Annotated in this window: 15 protein-coding genes and 1 pseudogene; 1 reads left to right on the forward strand and 15 read right to left on the reverse strand. The window is 39.0% G+C overall.

Translation table 11 applies throughout. From position 1 onward, the window contains the following. Nucleotides 1-92: 92 nt before the first annotated feature. From murB to A3IA_RS0100960, 9 genes and pseudogenes are all read right to left on the reverse strand, one after another. Nucleotides 93-995, reverse strand: a complete 903-nt coding sequence (gene murB / locus A3IA_RS0100925; protein WP_407832287.1) for a UDP-N-acetylmuramate dehydrogenase — start codon at nt 993-995, stop codon at nt 93-95. A 76-nt stretch (nt 996-1071) separates the two neighbouring features. After that, a complete protein-coding gene (folK, locus tag A3IA_RS0100930; protein WP_018379475.1) occupies nt 1072-1551 on the reverse strand; it encodes a 2-amino-4-hydroxy-6-hydroxymethyldihydropteridine diphosphokinase in 480 nt (159 codons plus the stop codon). After that, on the reverse strand, nt 1548-1907 hold the full coding sequence (gene folB, locus A3IA_RS0100935; protein ID WP_018379476.1) for a dihydroneopterin aldolase: 360 nt from the start codon (nt 1905-1907) through the stop codon (nt 1548-1550). Before folB ends, folK begins: the two co-directional genes overlap by 4 nt. 9 nt (nt 1908-1916) lie before the next feature. Continuing rightward, nucleotides 1917-2720: a dihydropteroate synthase gene (gene folP / locus A3IA_RS0100940; RefSeq protein ID WP_018379477.1), complete on the reverse strand. Its 804-nt coding sequence runs from the start codon at nt 2718-2720 to the stop codon at nt 1917-1919. Between the two features lie 2 nt (nt 2721-2722). Beyond that, nucleotides 2723-3283, reverse strand: coding sequence for a GTP cyclohydrolase I FolE (gene folE, locus A3IA_RS0100945; RefSeq protein ID WP_026217482.1), 561 nt, complete (start codon nt 3281-3283; stop codon nt 2723-2725). 18 nt (nt 3284-3301) lie between these two features. Beyond that, nucleotides 3302-4552: a bifunctional folylpolyglutamate synthase/dihydrofolate synthase gene (locus tag A3IA_RS0100950; RefSeq protein WP_026217483.1), complete on the reverse strand. Its 1251-nt coding sequence runs from the start codon at nt 4550-4552 to the stop codon at nt 3302-3304. A gap of 1121 nt (nt 4553-5673) precedes the next feature. Continuing rightward, nucleotides 5674-5805 (reverse strand): annotated as a pseudogene (locus A3IA_RS13340) (IS3 family transposase); the annotation flags it as partial. 163 nt (nt 5806-5968) lie between these two features. Continuing rightward, on the reverse strand, nt 5969-6829 hold the full coding sequence (thrB, locus tag A3IA_RS0100955) for a homoserine kinase (RefSeq protein WP_018379480.1): 861 nt from the start codon (nt 6827-6829) through the stop codon (nt 5969-5971). 1 nt (nt 6830) lies between these two features. After that, complete coding sequence (locus tag A3IA_RS0100960) at nt 6831-8117, reverse strand: homoserine dehydrogenase (RefSeq protein ID WP_018379481.1); 1287 nt, start codon at nt 8115-8117, stop codon at nt 6831-6833. 120 nt (nt 8118-8237) lie between these two features. On the opposite strand from A3IA_RS0100960, the gene A3IA_RS0100965 reads away from it, so the two are divergent. Beyond that, the gene (locus tag A3IA_RS0100965; protein WP_018379482.1) at nt 8238-9092 is read left to right on the forward strand and encodes a polysaccharide deacetylase family protein; all 855 of its coding nucleotides are present in this window, start codon (nt 8238-8240) and stop codon (nt 9090-9092) included. A 40-nt stretch (nt 9093-9132) separates the two neighbouring features. On the opposite strand, the gene A3IA_RS0100970 is transcribed toward A3IA_RS0100965, so the two are convergent. The 6 genes from A3IA_RS0100970 to A3IA_RS0101000 all read right to left on the reverse strand — a co-directional run bounded on the left by A3IA_RS0100970 (nt 9133) and on the right by A3IA_RS0101000 (nt 16547). Next, nucleotides 9133-9936, reverse strand: a complete 804-nt coding sequence (locus A3IA_RS0100970) for an ABC transporter ATP-binding protein (RefSeq protein WP_018379483.1) — start codon at nt 9934-9936, stop codon at nt 9133-9135. A 1-nt stretch (nt 9937) separates the two neighbouring features. Beyond that, a complete protein-coding gene (locus A3IA_RS0100975; RefSeq protein ID WP_026217484.1) occupies nt 9938-10834 on the reverse strand; it encodes an ABC transporter permease in 897 nt (298 codons plus the stop codon). A 22-nt stretch (nt 10835-10856) separates the two neighbouring features. Then, nucleotides 10857-11816 (reverse strand): ABC transporter substrate-binding protein, encoded by a 960-nt coding sequence (locus A3IA_RS0100980; protein WP_026217485.1) that lies wholly within the window; start codon nt 11814-11816, stop codon nt 10857-10859. An 11-nt stretch (nt 11817-11827) separates the two neighbouring features. Further along, nucleotides 11828-12784 (reverse strand): ABC transporter substrate-binding protein, encoded by a 957-nt coding sequence (locus tag A3IA_RS0100985; protein WP_026217486.1) that lies wholly within the window; start codon nt 12782-12784, stop codon nt 11828-11830. Nucleotides 12785-13723: 939 nt separating this feature from the next. Then, nucleotides 13724-14689 (reverse strand): ABC transporter substrate-binding protein, encoded by a 966-nt coding sequence (locus A3IA_RS0100995; protein ID WP_026217487.1) that lies wholly within the window; start codon nt 14687-14689, stop codon nt 13724-13726. Nucleotides 14690-15419: 730 nt separating this feature from the next. Next, nucleotides 15420-16547, reverse strand: coding sequence for a low temperature requirement protein A (locus tag A3IA_RS0101000; RefSeq protein WP_018379485.1), 1128 nt, complete (start codon nt 16545-16547; stop codon nt 15420-15422). Nucleotides 16548-16707 lie beyond the last annotated feature (160 nt).

Genomic DNA, 16707 nt, shown 5'->3' on the forward strand with positions numbered 1-16707 from the left:
AACAGTAAGTTGGCTGCCTCGTGTGAGGCATTTTAAAGAGTCTAAACTATTAATCAGCCCAGAAAGATGCCTTTCTGAGCTGATATTTTTTATTAAAGAGATTCTCCAATAATACGAACTTCACGTTCTAAGGTAATTCCAGAAGTTTTCTCAACGGTTTCGATAACATGGGCAATTAAATCCTCGTAATCTTTGGCTGTGCCATTATCTACATTAATCATAAAGCCAGCATGTTTTTCAGAAACTTCAACACCTCCAATGCGGTGTCCTTTGAGGTTAGCTTCGGTAATTAGTTGACCTGCAAAATGCCCTGGCGGACGTTTAAAAACGGAACCGCAAGATGGGTATTCCAGAGGTTGTTTCAACTCACGTAGGTGATTGAGGCGCTTCATCTCCTGATTGATTGCAGTGTAATCGCCCGGTTTCAAAGCAAATTTAGCTGAAATCACAATGTCACCAGATGTTTGTAGTGCAGATTGGCGATAACCAAACTTTAAGTCTTTAGCTTCAAGTGTCTTAACTTCACCGTCTCGTGTTAAGACTTGAGCTGAAACAAGGACATGAGCAATTTCGCCCCAATAAGCGCCCGCATTCATAAAGACAGCGCCACCGACACTTCCTGGAATACCAGCCGCAAATTCGAAACCTGTCAAACTATGTTCACGAGCTACTTTAGTTGTTTCCTTAAGATTAGCTCCAGCTTCAACTTCCATAACATAGCCGTCGATAGTGGTCAGCTTCAATCGGTCAAACATGATAACCATGCCACGAATACCGCCATCACGGACAATTAAATTACTAGCATTTCCAAGAACCAACCAAGGGATACCATGCTTGTTAGCAAACTTGACCAAACGGATCAGTTCAAAACGATTGCGAGGGAAAGCAAGGTAGTCTGCCGGTCCTCCAACCTTAGTGTAAGTATAGTTTTTCAAAGGCTCATCAACACGAATGTCAATGCCAGATAAAGCCTCTTCCATTTCTTTAAGCATCACAATCCCCTCATACATACAAAACTTGGCATAGCCAAGCTACATTATACCAAAAATTAGCTGATGTGCCAGTAAATTTTTAAATTTTCGTAACATCTTCATGGCTTAATTGAGCCAAGGCCTCCAAGACTGTTTTACCAGTATTTGGAAGCACCAAATCCTCAGTTAATTCAGCCAAGGGAACCAGCACAAAAGCACGTTCAGTCATGAAAGGATGGGGCACTTTTAAATCTGGGGTATTAAAGGTTTCCTCACCATACAACAAGATGTCAATGTCAATGGTGCGTGGTCCCCAATGTTCGTGTCGTACTCTATCTAAATCCTTCTCAATCTGCTGGCACTCTCGGAGGAAATCAATTGCTTCTAAATTGGTCTCTAACTGAACAACTGCATTTACAAAGTCATCTTGATCAATTTTACCCCAAGCTGCTGTTCGATAAAAAGACGAAACCTTTACCAATTGCGTTTCATGTACTTGTGATAGGGATTGAATGGCTTGATTGAGATAAGCCACTTTGTCTCCCATATTAGAACCCAAACTCAAAAAAACAACTGTCATCTGTAACGCTCCAAACTAATCCCTACGGCATCGTAATGACCGTTGATGGGGGGATTTTCCTTCGTAATTTCAATATTAATCGTTTGAACAGGGATGAACTGAGCAAAAATATCTTGGCAAATAGCTCCTGCCAAGCGTTCAATGAGCTTATATCGTTGATTTTCAACTTGATTCTTGATGCAGTCAAAAACCATGCCGTAATGCACCGTGTCTTCTAAGTCATCAGACAGAGAGGCCTTATTTAAGTCAAGGGACAAGGTAGCGTTAATCACAAAAATTTGCCCTAGAGTATTTTCTTCGGACAATGCCCCATGGTAACCATAAAAACGACAATTTTTTAAAACAATCTTGTCCATTTCATACTCCTATATCAGTTGATTGATGACTTTGACAATGGCTCGATTAGCGTCCACATTATGGACACGAACCATCTGCGCCCCTTTCATAATGGCATAGGCTGACAAGGCAGCTGTCGCTTGATCTTTCTCAACCATATCTGTCTCTCCATCTAACAGGGAAACCACCGTGCGTTTTCTGGAAATCCCAAACAAGACAGGGTAGTCTAAGGCTGTAATTTGCTCCAAACCTTTCAACAAATCGATATTATCTTGAGCTGACTTAGCAAAGCCATAACCTGGGTCAATCCAGATATTCTCTTTAGCGATTCCAGTGTCTAGTGCGACTTGTGCACGTTCTTTAAGGAAATCTATCACTTCTTGCGTGACATCCTCATATCCTTCTTCTTCCTGATTGTGCATAAGCATATAGGGAACTTGCCATTCAGCTGCCAACGCCATCATCTGACCATCATAAAGCCCCGCCCAGACATCATTTAAAATATCAGCACCTGCTTCAAGGGCAGCCCTAGCTGTCTGCGTTTTATAAGTATCAATACTAATTAAGACATCAAATTTTTCTTTGATAGCCTTGATGATAGGTACAACACGATTGATTTCGTCTTCTGCCGTTACAAATGATGCACCTGGACGAGTGGATTCCCCACCAACATCAATAACATGGACACCCGCTTTAATCATTTCTTCAGCTTGTTGGAGCGCCTTATCAAGACTGTCATATCTTCCACCATCTGAAAAAGAATCTGGCGTCACATTGAGAATCCCCATGATAAGCGCCTTACCTGCAAGTTCATATTTACCAATTTTAACCATCATTACTCCTTAATCATTGCCATCACTTCGCGTCGAGCAGCCCCATCTTCTTGATAAAGGCCTCGAGCTACAGTTGTAACTGTCTTGCTGCCAGGTTTCTTAATACCTCGCATGGTCATGCACATATGCTCTGCTTCAACCATGACAAAAACACCCTTAGGATTCATCGCTTCTTCCAAAGCATTTGCCACCTGAGCGGTTAACCGTTCTTGCAATTGCGGACGATGCGCTGCCACTTCAACAGCACGAGCTAGCTTACTTAATCCCGTCACACGTCCATCACTAGGTAGGTAGGCTACATGAGCCACTCCATAAAAAGGAACTAGATGGTGCTCGCACATCGAATAAAAAGGGATATCCTTGACCAAGATCATTTCTTCGTGCCCTTCTGAAAAGACGGCTGTGAATTGGTCTTTAGGGTCGTCAGTCAAGCCTGAAAACATTTCGGCATACATTTTAGCCACACGTTTTGGCGTATCCAAAAGTCCTTCACGATTAGGATCTTCACCAATGGCTTCTAAAAGCTGATAAACAGCTGCTTCTGCTTTTTTTTGATTCATGATTTTTCCTAAACTTCTAATTTATTTATCTAATAAAAACTGTCTCACTTGCGAGATGAAATAAAGTGACCCTGTGATAACATATAAGTCTTCCACTGATGCTGAGTTGCACGTTTTTAGCCATTCTTTAAAATCCGCCACTCTGGGATAAGCACTGGGATAATTGTCTAATTTAACTGCATTTGGGTAATCAAAAGTCGTAACTGTTAATTCACCGACAGTAGCTAATTGCTCTAGCATCCCCTGAATAGGCTTAGTATCAATGGCTGAAAAAAGAATATGAATCTTCCTATCTGCAAATTCCTTTCTTAACAAGGCTACCAATACAGCTATGCTTTCATTATTATGAGCACCATCAATCATTAGATTATCTGCCATTAATTCTGTTCGCCCCAGCCAAGAAGCTTTGGCAAAAGCATTTCGAATAAGGCTTTTAGTCACCCGAGGGTATTTTCCCTGCAAAAGTACGGTCGTCATAAGCGCCAAACCAGCATTAGCCACCTGATGCTGACCACGCATTTTCAAGGACAGCTTTTCCAGCTTAAACTCTTGCCATGTAAAATCAAAAGCTCGACTATTTCCCGAAAACTTAAAGTCATGCCCCAGCTCAAAGGTCTGACTGTTCGTCTCTTTCGCCTTCTTGTAAAATACCGACTTCACTTCCGCCCTATTTTCAGCGAAAACGAAAGGAACCTTGTCTTTTAAAACACCCACTTTTTGAGTTGCGATTTCTTCATAAGTCTGACCTAAGATATTCTGATGGTCTAAACCTATAGAGGTGCATATAACTGCTAAGGGATTAAAGACATTTGTAGAATCGTAAAGACCACCGAGTCCAGCTTCGATTATGGCAATATCCACTGGATGAACCTGTCCAAAATAGAGAAACATCATGGTTGTGATGATTTCAAACTCGGTAGCTGGTTCATAGCCTGTCTCCGACGGTAAACGCTCCGCCAAAGGCTTAACCATAAAAAGCAGTTTTAATAAATCGTCTTTAGAAATCATGTCACCATTTAAGGCAATTCGCTCTCTAAAGTCCATGATATAAGGTGACGTAAAGGTTCCTACCTCATAACCCGCTTCTGTGAAGATTGTCTGTAGATAATTAACGGTTGAGCCTTTACCATTAGTCCCAACAACATGAATCCCCTTAACTTTTTCTTGTGGATTGCCTAATTCATTGAGCAGCCACTTCATGCGTTCAATCCCAGGCTTTATACCAAATTTTAATTGGTCATGAATCCACGCCAACCCCTCTTCGTAAGTCATTGTTTCAATCTGATTTGTCATAAGTTAAGTATAACAAAAGAGCCGGTCTTTTGACCAACTCAAGGGTGTTATTTTTATTAAATTTATAGTTTTTGCATTTTTCATGAGAGTCAATGATTCTATGATAAAGGCTAAACTTGCCATTCATATAAACCGCATCCAAGAAGATTATCTAAAACGACAGTTTCTCCGGAGCTATTACAGTAATCAGGAATTGAATTATCTGGGGATGTATCAAACAAAGACACCTTGAGGAAACGGCACCCGGCACAGCTGATGAAAAGAACAATAAAAGAATAACAGTTACGGCTCCTGATAAAATGAGTAACACATCTTTAAAAAGTAACACCTCCAATAAATTTACTGTAGAAAATGCCAAGAAATAGACCAGACTAACTGGTAGAATGAGCCTATCTCCAAAAAGCATAACAACATCACTAGATAAGGAAATCCTTTTTTTGATTAAGCCATAAAAGATGAATAAAAGATAAATCTAAAGTGTGAAGAAAAGAAGTGTGTCTATTGGCTAAACGAGACCTCAGACTCTAAAAAACTAAGCTAATCGCTAACTTGACAAAGTTTCTTTAAGTAGAATAACATAGCAAATAAAGCATAACATATCGCAAATGAACTAACTTTCAGACAAGGAACGAAAAGCGCAAATAGTAGTTTGATACTCTTCGAAAAGCAAAAGCAGACCTTGTTGACTTGATTTGATAACCTTCAGTTCTACCTGTATCAACGTCGCCTAGTCTGCTTTTGATTTTCATTGCGTATGAGTAGGTCAAATCGAAAGTGATCATGTAGCAAAGTTAATTCAAAAGACCATAAAAGCCACAACTCGCTTCTATCGCTTATCCATATACAGCTCTCAAGGAATCCTAAAGCCAGTCACTCCTTATCAGAACACTTGCCAAAATCATGCAAAAATGCCTTTAGTCATGCAAAGATTGGTCACCCCATGCTTAAACTGACTTGTCTAGTGATACGCAGGTAAAGTGATAATCCAGAAGATAGGCTAGGAAAACTATCGCAGCCAGAGATTATCCCAAACTCTTTCTGTTAAAGGAATAAAATCCTCCATAAAACAGAACAAAAGACTAGAAAGCACCCCTAGAATATAAACCATCCACCGTTTTGAACGAACCACTAGTTATTACTTGTTTAACACATTTATCAAAGATTGAAGGAACGAGATTGTACTCCTTAATAATCTCGCAACGCTTTTTCTCAGCTTTGTGAAGGGCAACAATTTGTTGCTTGAAGCCGTCTGTAAATTACTTACCTACTCTCAAAAATGTTGGCTTATAAATCTTTTTAAGACGTTCTATTACCTTAAGAAATCAAAAAAAGTTGAAGATTGTCCAAAATGGACTTTTTCTTCAACCTGAGGCTATGATTACCTTTTTTTCTGTTTTAGTGTTCAACAACGACTCCCTTGCGATCAACTTCTAAAGCGAGAACCTTAGCTGGTAACTGTTTTTCTAAAGCTAGTATAAACGCTTCTTTTTTATCTTTTGGAAGTAGGGTCATAACAGTTGGACCGGCACCTGAAAGATAGGTGGCATAAGCGCCGAAATTTTGCCCCAATTCTCGAATTTCTGGGAATTCTGGAACCAGTTTCTGACGATAAGGTTCATGGAAACGATCCTGGCTCATAGCACGTCCTGCCATTTCCAAATCACCAGTCAACAAACCCGCTACTGCCATGTTAGCAACCGATGAAGCAAGAACCGCTTCTTTAAACGATAACTCTTGTGGAAGCGCCTGTCTAGAATCACTTGTTTTTAATTCATAAGCTGGGACATAAGCCACCAAGGCTGTTTCTGGAAAATCCGCCACAATCTTGTTAAGCTCTTGGTTGATGTAGGAGGCCACCACTAGATTCCCAAAGATTGCAGGTGCCACATTATCAGGGTGTCCTTCAATTTTAGTCGCAATGCTTAATTTATCATCGTCAGATAGATTGAGCTGCCCTAGTTGATTAGCTAATTCAATCCCCGCTACGATAACAGATGATGACGATCCCAATCCTCTTGCAAGAGGAATGTCAGAAATCATTTTGATCCTATGAGGATGTAGGTCAGGTGCAACTTCTAAAACTGTTTTTATTAATAAATTATTCTCGTCAGAAGGAACACCTGCTAAATCATGTTCAATGACCCACTGGGAACTTTCTTCCAATACTTCAATGCTTAAATAGCAACTGACAGCTAATCCAACCGAATCAAATCCCGGTCCTAGGTTGGCTGAAGTAGCCGGTACACTAATCTTCATGTCATCCTCCTAAAACTTTGAAAGCATTTTGCAAAGTAAACGCATCTGAGTTTTGAATTGCAGCAGTTATTTCGTCTAATTGTGTTTTTGTTATATCGTGAGTAATAACGGTGATTAATGCCGTTCCCTCAATACTCTTCGCTTGAAAAACCTGCTCAAAGGAGATGTCATAAGTAGCGAATAATTGTGCTAATTGAGATAATTGACCGGCTTCATCGCTAGCTTCCACCGCAAAATAGTAGGCGCTAACAACTTCTTCTGCCTTAGCCAACCTACTCTGACGTTGATAAGCATTAAAAGGCTTAACCACTTTTTCTTCCAGCATATGTCGACTAATCTGCATGATATCAGCCATGACAGAGGTTGCTGTCGGTTTTTGACCTGCACCAGGACCGTAATACATGGATTGCCCAACACCAATGGATTCCACAAAAACAGCATTCATGACATCATTGACGGCTGACAAGGGGTGATTAATCGGTACGAGCGTTGGAACAACTTCTGCCCAAATCCCAGAGTCAGTCTCTTGAATATCGCCGACTAGTTTGATAACGTACCCCAGCTCCTTAGCTACGCTAACGTCTTCTGATTTGATGACATTAATCCCCTTATGATGAATGGCTTCGAAATCGATTGCCATGCCAAAACCAAACTGACTCAAGATAGCTACTTTGTAGGCTGCATCAATACCTTCGACATCATTTGTCGGATCACTTTCCGCGTAACCAAGCTCTTGGGCACTCGCTAAAGCCTTGTCATAACTCCAATTTTCTTCGACCATCTTGGTTAGCATAAAGTTTGATGTGCCATTAAGAACACCAAGTATACGAGTGATTTTATCAGCCATCAAAGACTCTGACAAGGTTCTAAGGATTGGAATGCCACCAGCAACCGCAGCTTCATAGGCAAACAAGACCTCATTTTCCTGAGCCAAGCCAATGAGCTCCTGTCCATGAACAGCAATCAAATCCTTATTAGCAGAAACAACATGCTTTCCAGCCTTAAGTGCTTGACTAATATAAGTCTTAGCAGGCTCAATACGCCCCATTAACTCAACCACAATGTCAATGGAATCGTCAGCTAGAATGTCCTCAATGGAGTATACAAAATCATAGTCATTTCCTTGAGAGACCAAGCGATTAGCCTCATCGGTTGATTTTACCAAGACTTTCCCAATTTCAATATCAGTTCCTGCTAATTCAGCAATCTTTGAATGATTTTCCTTCAATAAAAAAGGAATACCGCTAGCCACTGTGCCAAATCCAAGTAAGCCAATTTTCACCGCCATAACACACCTCATTTTTCTTGTTTAAATTGTTTCATCTAGTATAGCAAAACTTTCTGATAATTTACAAGATTTCTCTTGTTTTCTTGTGGTATAATGAGAAAAAAGATATAGGAGCTTTATATGTCAAAGAAGAAATTTCTAAGTGTCTTTCTGTCTTTTATCTGTCTATCTCTCATCTTCATGCTAAGTTTTGGTGTTAAATCTCATGCAACTGTTGCGGCTAATGAACATCAAAAACATCAGCAAAATCAAAAGAGAAAGGCTAAAAAAGTCACTTGGAAAAAGCAAGAGCAACCCGTTCAAATCCCAATTCTCATGTATCATGCCATTCATGAGATGGCGCCTGAAGAAAGTGCCAATGCCAATCTCATTGTTGCCCCGAAGCTTTTTGAAGAGCATATCAAAACCTTATCAGACAACGGCTACTACTTCTTAAGCCCTGAAGAGGCTTATAAGGCTTTGACAAAAAACAAACTTCCACAGAAAAAAGTCGTTTGGGTCACATTTGACGATGGCAATGCTGATTTTTATTCTCAGGCTTACCCAATCCTAAAAAAATACAAGGCAAAAGCAACCAATAATATCATCACTGGCTTTGTTCAAAATCAATCCTCTGGCAACCTTACCATCCCACAAATGATGGAAATGTCTAAGTACGCTATGTCCTTTCAAGGACATACCATCAGCCACCCTGACCTAAGTATGGCGACAAGTGACAGCCAATTAAGTGAGTTGGCTGACAGCAAGGCTTTTCTAGACAAAGCGCTAAAGCAAAAAACCATGACAATCGCCTACCCTTCAGGACGATATAGCCAAGAAACCATCGACTTATCCAAGCAAGTCGGTTATCAATTAGGATTAACAACTAATGAAGGCTTAGCAAGTGCTGCCGATGGCTTATTATCTCTCAATCGTATACGTATTTTACCCACAACTACTCCTGACTTACTCTTAGAACAAGTTACAGTTGATTAGACAAAATAACCAGCCTAGTTCAAACTAAGCTGGTTTTTTATTATCCCAATACAAGCGCATCATCATTGAGCATTTGACCAGAATTTTTATGGAAGAGATCCATCAGTTGGGAAACTGTAAGATTTTTCTTTTCTTCCCCTTTGACATCGACGACAATCTTACCTTGATAGAGCATAATAAGACGATTTCCATACTCGATTGCATGCTCCATATTGTGGGTAATCATAAGCGTTGTAAGAGCATGTTCTTCAACCACTTTCTCAGTTAAAGCCATAACCATGTCACTAGTTTTAGGATCAAGAGCCGCGATATGCTCATCCAAAAGGAGAACATCAGGACGAACAAGAGTTGCCATAGAAAGGGTCAGGGCTTGACGTTGCCCGCCAGACAAGAAACCAGCATCCGTCTTCATGCGGTTTTCTAACCCAAGACCTAACTCTTTCAAAGCTTCTTTGAAAAGGTCACGTTCTTTATCTGTGACAGCTTTTTTGAAAATGCTGCGCTTTTTACCACGAAGGTAAGCAATAGCCATGTTCTCTTCAATCGTCAAATTGGTTGCAGTACCCATACGAGGATCCTGAAACACACGGCTGATATGCTTTGAGCGAGCTGCAACAGAATCTTTCTTGATAGATTTACCCTTAAGAGAAATATCTCCCTCATCCATTTGAACAACACCTGCAATGGTATTAAGAAGCGTTGACTTACCAGCACCATTACCACCGATAATCGAGATGAAATCCCCTTCTTCAACATCCAAATCTAAACCACGAAGGACATGATTTTCATTGATCGTTCCTTTTTCAAAAATTTTATGAACATTTTTTAGGCTAAGTAAAGACATGTTAGTTTTCCTCCGTTAATGATTTTGACGCTTTCACTCCAAGTTTTGAGCGAATTTCTGGAATGTATAAAATGATAGCAAGAAGAACCGCAGACACCAGTTTAATCATTTGCGCATCGACATTAGCTGTTAAGATGACCACGATAATCAAACGATAGATGACCGAACCCAAAACGATAGAGATAAGGCGTTTACCAAGTGACAAGTGCTTGATGATGACTTCTGCCAGAATAACTGATGCCAAACCAATAATGATAGTACCTACCCCCATATTAAGGTCAGCGTAGCCATTATTTTGGGCTAAAAGTGCACCTGAAAGAGCAATCAAACCATTCCCAATCATGTAACCAAGGACTTTCATCTGGTTAACATTAATCCCATTAGCCTGTCCCATATCAATATTATCACCTGTCGCACGAAGCGAAAGTCCTAACTGTGTATTCAAAAAAAGCATGAGAGACAAGATAACCAAAGCGATAAAAATCACACCAATCAGGATAACAGCGTAAGTTTTATCAAGTCCCATATCTTGGAACATCGTCACCAAAGTATTTTGCATAGATAGTGAAACGTTTGAACGTCCCATGACCAAAAGGTTTGTTGAGTATAATCCTGTTAAGGTGATAATCCCTGTCAACAATGGTGGAATTTTCATCTTGGTATGAAGAAAACCAGCCACTAGACCAACAAGCATACCTCCAGCCAAACCAGCAAGCGTTGTTAAAATGGGATGCCAACCATTAAGGATCCCAACTGATGCTACCGCAGCTCCCATCGGGAAGGCACCTTCAGCTGACAAATCCGCAATATCCAAAATACGGAAGGTTATAAAGACTCCGATAGCCATAATTGACCAGAGAAGTCCTTGAGAAATACTTGATAATACAATATCTAACATCTTATTTTCCTTTTTCTAATTCTTATTTTTTATCTTTGACTGCTGACATGTCAATATTCAAAAGTTTAGCCATCTCATCATTCACTTTAACCGTAAGATTTTCAGGTGATTCCACTGGTACTTGGGAAACTTTTTTTCCTTCTAAAATTTTAATGGCTTGACGAGCTGTTTGACGCCCCAATTCTTCAAAGTCTGGTCCGTATGAGAAGAGCGCCCCTTTTTCAACCAAGTCTGCGTTGGCCGCGTATACCGGAATTTTCATTTCCTTAGATAAATCTGTCACAAGAGTGATTGAGCTATCAATTAAGTTATCCGTTGGCATGTAAAGCACTTCTGTTTGGTTCATTAGAGAACGCGTTGTATCTTGAACATCATTTGTGGATGAAATACCCTTTGCAACAACTTCAATGCCTTCTTTTTTGAAAACTTTTTTAGCTTCTTTTACTTGTACTTCTGAGTTACGTTCATTGGTCGTGTACATGATACCCACTTTTTTCAAGTTTGGCATTACTTTTTTCAAAAGAGCAACACGTTCCTCAGTTGGTGCCATATCGGTAGTCCCTGTTGCATTACCGCCTGGCTTTTTCATACTTTTAACCAGTTTAGCTGAAAGAGGATCTGTCACAGCTGTAAAGGTTACTGGCACGTCCGACGAAGCTGTTGTTAGAGCTTGGGCGGCTGGTGTGGCAATCCCTAACACCAAGTCGTTGTCTTTTACCAATTTTTCCGAAATACTTTGTAGATTGGCTTGATCTCCTTGTGAATTTTGGTAATCAATCACAATATTCTTGCCATCTTTGTAGCCTTCTTTAGCTAGCTCGTCTACAAATCCCTCACGCGCAACGTCTAAGGTTTCAAATTCGACGTATTGTAAGATACCAATGTGTTTTGCATCCTTAGAAGCATCCGATGCTTGCGAACAGCCTGCTAAGGTTAAAAGGGCTGCAGTTAGTGTTAAAATCTTTTTAAAATTATTTTTCATGATGTTCTCCTTTAATTATCTTCAATAGGACTGAGATCAATTCCTAAGTATTTTTCCATTTCTTTATTCACAGTGACTTCCATACCGGCAGGCTCTTCTGCTGGAATGTCTGCAATATCTTTTCCTTCCAATACTGCGATAGCTTGTTTTGCCGTCTGACGACCTAACTTTTCATAATTCGGACCATAAGCGAATAAAACACCTGACTCAACCAAATCTGCTGATCCTGATACAACTGGCACTTTCATCTCTTTTGACAAATCAGTTACTATTGAAATCGAACTATCAATGAGACCATCCGTTGGCATAAACAGCACTTCAGTCTGTTCCATCAAACTTTTAGTTGTATCTTGAATGTCATTGGTTGATGAAATTCCTTTAACGACAGTTTCAATACCAGCTTCCTTAAAGGCTTTTTTAGCCTTTTTAACCTGTAATTCGGAATTCAACTCATTAGTCGTGTACATGATGCCCACCTTCTTTAGATTAGGCATGACTTTCTGAAGCAGGGCGACTCGCTCACTCACAGGAGCCATGTTGGTAGTTCCCGTAGCACGACCTCCCGGTTGCTCAAAAGACTTAATAATCTTAGCAGAGACGGGGTCCGATACTGCTGTGAACAGGACAGGGGTCTTTGAGGAAACAGTTGTTAAGGATTGGGCTGGCTGTGTCGCAATGCCAAGAACCAAATCATTATCTGCCAATAATTTTTCTGACATAGTTGGTAAGGACGACTGGTCACCTTGAGCATTTTGATAATGAATATCAACTGTTTCACCATCTCGATAGCCTTTGTCCTCAAGCTCTGCAAGAAAGCCTTCTCGAGCAGCATCTAATGGCTCTAATTCAACATATTGAAGGATTCCTATTTGTTTTCTTTCTTCGCCTGATTTTCCTTGCTGCGACTGCGAACAAGCCGTTAAAGTAAAACTTGCTATAGCCAATATACTGATTAGTTTTTTTCTCATTGCAACTCCTTCCTTTACTATCTGACTCAAATGCGCCTTTATAAGCAATCACTACTTTGTTTTGGCTAGTGGATTATTGTCAAATGAATTACCTTTCAGACAAGGAACAAAAAAGACGCAGAACAGTACTTGATACTCTTTAAAAATCAAAAGCAAAGGTTGTTAATTTGATGTGATGAACTTCAACTCTATCTGCTATCTGTGTCGCCTGGTCTGATTTTGAATTTCATTGAGTGTGAGTAGGGCGAGTCGAAAGTGACCATGTACCAAAGTTAATTCAAAAGACTGTATCATAAACAAAAAGCCGGTTAGACTATAGTCTAACCGGCTTTCTAGGTGCATGCATAAAATCCTAAAAATAGCCGCTTAGACTGATAAGATCTAATCGGCTATCAACAATCGAAAAATGCTTTAGCCTCATAGATACAAACTGGGAACGTTTGTATCTACAAGGTACAAACGTCTATCTAAAGAAACCAAAGTAATAATATGAGTTTGCTTGAGCCATAATGGCAGACGTTTGCTTCAACATAATTCTTTCTCCTTGTTTTATGATGGTTACTAGTCTAACCTAAAACAGTTTCTTTGTCAATAGATTTTTCTGAATAATTTAAAAATATTTTATCTTCTTGATTATAGGGCTAGTTGCAACATCTTGGAGAGTTATCTAACACTCAATTGTTATTTAGTTCCTTAACATCAATTTTAAGGATTTTGCCATATCTTAATTCATAGCCAATTCAGTAGGTATCTCACTCACTTTATCATTCTCCAAAACCTTGATAGGCAGTTTGGCGTCCTAATGCACGGTGGTTAGAACCATAGGTCATCACACTTCCTTCTTTTACCATATCACCAGAACCACCAATAACTGGCACACCATTTTCCTTTATTATTTGAATTGTTCAAAATCTTTTTAAAAGACCTGAACTATTTTCCCTATTTTTCTTTTTTGATACTTGAAACATCAATATCTAGTGCTTTTGCCATGTCATCATTCACAGAAACATTCAAGGCGTCTGGGTATTCTGCAGAAATCTTAGAAACATCTTTTCCTTCGATGACTTTAACTGCCAATTTAGCTGTCTGCTCACCAAGTTTTTCGTAATCTGATCCGTATGAGAAGAGTACGCCACCTTCCACCATATCAGCAGAACCACCAACAACTGGTACCTTAGTTTCTTTTGATAAGTCACTTAGGAGTGTTATCGCACTGGCGATGGTATTATCAGTCGGTACAAAAACAACATCGACATCTTTCATCAGACTTTTAGCCGTATCTTGCACATCATTAGTTGATGAAATACCTTTTTTAACGACTTTAATGTTAGCTTTTTTGAAGAGTTTTTCAGCTTCTGCTACTTGTACTTCTGAATTACGTTCACTTGTGGTGTACATGATACCAACTTTTTTAGCATCTGTAAGGACTTTTTTGACTAATTTTACTTGTTCTTCAACTGGTGACATGTCACTCGTACCTGTTGATATTCCTGATGGATTTTTCATGCTTTTAACTAATTTCGCAGAAACAGGATCCGTCACAGCGGTAAATAAGATAGGCGTATCTGAAGATGCCGTTACCAAGGACTGGGCTGCTGGCGTTGCAATACCAAGGACTAAATCATTGTCTGAAACCAATTTTTCAGAGATGGACTGGAGATTGGCTTGGTCACCTTGGGCATTTTCATAAGAGATTTTTATGTTTTTGCCATCCTTATAACCTTCATCTGCTAAGCCTTTCTCAAATCCCTTGCGTGCAGCTGTAAGAGACTCATGCTCCACATATTGTAAAATCCCAACTTTAGGCGTCTCCTTTGAACTGGTCTTATCACCAGATTGCGAACAAGCTGCTAATAAAAGTGCAGTAGCTCCGAGAGTAACAACAGTTTTCCATGATTTTTTCATTTTCAAATCCTCCAAATAATATCAATCACTTACTAAGATCTAGGATTGCCATCCCAAAAATCCACGAAGTCTTTATCATAAACAAAAAACCAGTTAGAGAAATTCTAACTGGTTTATACTGACTTTACCTCAAAAGCCACTTATCAAAGTTTCCCCTGACCAGTTAGATAATCATCTAATCAGCCAAGTCAACGTTAAAATGCTTTAGCTTCATAGATACAAACCTGCGCACCGTTTGTACCTAAGAGCTACAAACGGTTATCTAAAGAAACTAAAGTTAAAGAAAGTATTTTGGTTACTAGTAGATAACTGACTTAAAAGCATTTCTTTTTCTCCTTTGTTTATGATTGTAACCAAGTATAATATGCGATTCTCAAATTGTCAAGAGATATTATAGAATTTTTTGATAATTCAGGTAATTACATAAAAAACCGAACAATAAAAATAGATAGTCAAGTGAATTAACTTTCAGACAAGAAACAGAAAAGATGCAGAACAGTACTTGATACTCTTCGAAAATCAAAAGCAAACCTTGTTAACTTGATTTGATGAAGACAGTTCTCTCTGCTATCTGTATCGCCTAGTTTGCTTTTGATTTTCATCAAGTATGAGTACGGCAAGTCGAAAGTGACGATGGATTAAAGTTAATTCAAAAAACCATATAAAAAGCTAATTTGTTTATCCTGTAATCAGAATAAACAAATTAGCTTTCTTCTATAAGTTATATCAACTAACCATTTTTGATATTCAAGCGTACAGCTAGTAGCATTATCAACGAGGTGATGATAGTAGCAACTACAATTAACATCCCTCCTGACCAAACTGAAAACATCAAGCTCATTAGAAGACCAAGAATAGGTAAAAGGTGCAATATAACTAGACTATTTTTCGGAAATTGAAGCCCAGTTTTATTGTATCTGTTATGTTGTAGCAAACCAAGAATGAATAGTGCCAAGCCACCATAGAAGTAAATCGTTGTATAAAAAATATCTATATTACTATTTCCAAAAAACGATAGAGAAATAGTAATCAAACTAAGTCCAAAAAGAATAGAATAATGACTATAAATAGCTCGAATCCCTGTCTCTTCTCGACTAACATCTAAGAGATGGTCAATCTCAACAATATATACCATAAAGAGGTTCGTCAGCGTGATAAAAATCAAAATAGATTTCCAAGAAAAATTTTCTGCGCTAAAATGTTCTGATATTCCTATCAATGACTCCCCAAAGGTAATGATAACTAAAAGTGACAAGCGCTCCATCAAGTGAGGAAAGTTTACCGGCCGTAAATCAGCTGAAACAAATCCTCGACTTGGATCACTAAGCAAACCAGGCAATAACCATGTAGAAACAATTCCAATTAATGCAATCCAAATTCCAACATCGTAAGGAAAGAATAGAGATACAAAAAGTGTTATGGACCGCAAGCCTAAAATATAAAAAAATTGCTTAATGAGACTCTTGTCAGATATATTTGAAGTTGTAAAATACTCTAGAATATACTGACACAAAAGTAATAACGAAATGATAGCCATTGGCAAAAAAATCCATAAAAAATTATCCTGCCAGTCACTGGATACCGCTCTTGATGCAACCAAGAGACAGATCATTTGTAAAAACATGAACACAATATTGCGTAGACTATTGTTTCCAAAACGGTTCGTATAAACTGTCTGCACCATCCAAGAATTGACAAATATAATCAGTCCAACCGAAAAGTTAAAAAAGGACTGAGGACTTACCACTCCATGATGTGCATGGTGAATAATAGAGGTTAACTGGCTAATGGTATAGACATACACTAAATCATAAAACAGTTCAGTCAGCTCTACCTTCTTATGCTTGATAAACGACATAGAATCTCCTATTAAATCTCTTTTAATTGTATCGGTATAACAACGATGACTAACAAATACAAGCTGCTGCGAAAAGGATAATTGCTTTTTAGAAATAACGATATTTGTTCTAAATCCAGCAACGTTTTGTTCACTACTATCTCCTGCATCTCGGCAACAT

The organism is Streptococcus thoraltensis DSM 12221, from assembly GCF_000380145.1.
GTDB lineage: Bacteria > Bacillota > Bacilli > Lactobacillales > Streptococcaceae > Streptococcus > Streptococcus thoraltensis.

What these genes read in the sequence shown, in the direction of transcription:
- thrB (WP_018379480.1), bottom strand. Translation starts at nt 6,829, where the DNA reads ATGAAGATTAGTGTACCGGCTACTTCAGCCAACCTAGGACCGGGATTT.
- A3IA_RS0100985 (WP_026217486.1), bottom strand. Translation starts at nt 12,784, where the DNA reads ATGAGAAAAAAACTAATCAGTATATTGGCTATAGCAAGTTTTACTTTA.
- A3IA_RS0101000 (WP_018379485.1), bottom strand. Translation starts at nt 16,547, where the DNA reads ATGTCGTTTATCAAGCATAAGAAGGTAGAGCTGACTGAACTGTTTTAT.
- folB (WP_018379476.1), bottom strand. Translation starts at nt 1,907, where the DNA reads ATGGACAAGATTGTTTTAAAAAATTGTCGTTTTTATGGTTACCATGGG.
- folK (WP_018379475.1), bottom strand. Translation starts at nt 1,551, where the DNA reads ATGACAGTTGTTTTTTTGAGTTTGGGTTCTAATATGGGAGACAAAGTG.
- A3IA_RS0100960 (WP_018379481.1), bottom strand. Translation starts at nt 8,117, where the DNA reads ATGGCGGTGAAAATTGGCTTACTTGGATTTGGCACAGTGGCTAGCGGT.
- A3IA_RS0100950 (WP_026217483.1), bottom strand. Translation starts at nt 4,552, where the DNA reads ATGACTTACGAAGAGGGGTTGGCGTGGATTCATGACCAATTAAAATTT.
- A3IA_RS0100980 (WP_026217485.1), bottom strand. Translation starts at nt 11,816, where the DNA reads ATGAAAAATAATTTTAAAAAGATTTTAACACTAACTGCAGCCCTTTTA.
- folP (WP_018379477.1), bottom strand. Translation starts at nt 2,720, where the DNA reads ATGGTTAAAATTGGTAAATATGAACTTGCAGGTAAGGCGCTTATCATG.
- A3IA_RS0100970 (WP_018379483.1), bottom strand. Translation starts at nt 9,936, where the DNA reads ATGTCTTTACTTAGCCTAAAAAATGTTCATAAAATTTTTGAAAAAGGA.
- A3IA_RS0100975 (WP_026217484.1), bottom strand. Translation starts at nt 10,834, where the DNA reads ATGTTAGATATTGTATTATCAAGTATTTCTCAAGGACTTCTCTGGTCA.
- A3IA_RS0100965 (WP_018379482.1), top strand. Translation starts at nt 8,238, where the DNA reads ATGTCAAAGAAGAAATTTCTAAGTGTCTTTCTGTCTTTTATCTGTCTA.
- A3IA_RS0100995 (WP_026217487.1), bottom strand. Translation starts at nt 14,689, where the DNA reads ATGAAAAAATCATGGAAAACTGTTGTTACTCTCGGAGCTACTGCACTT.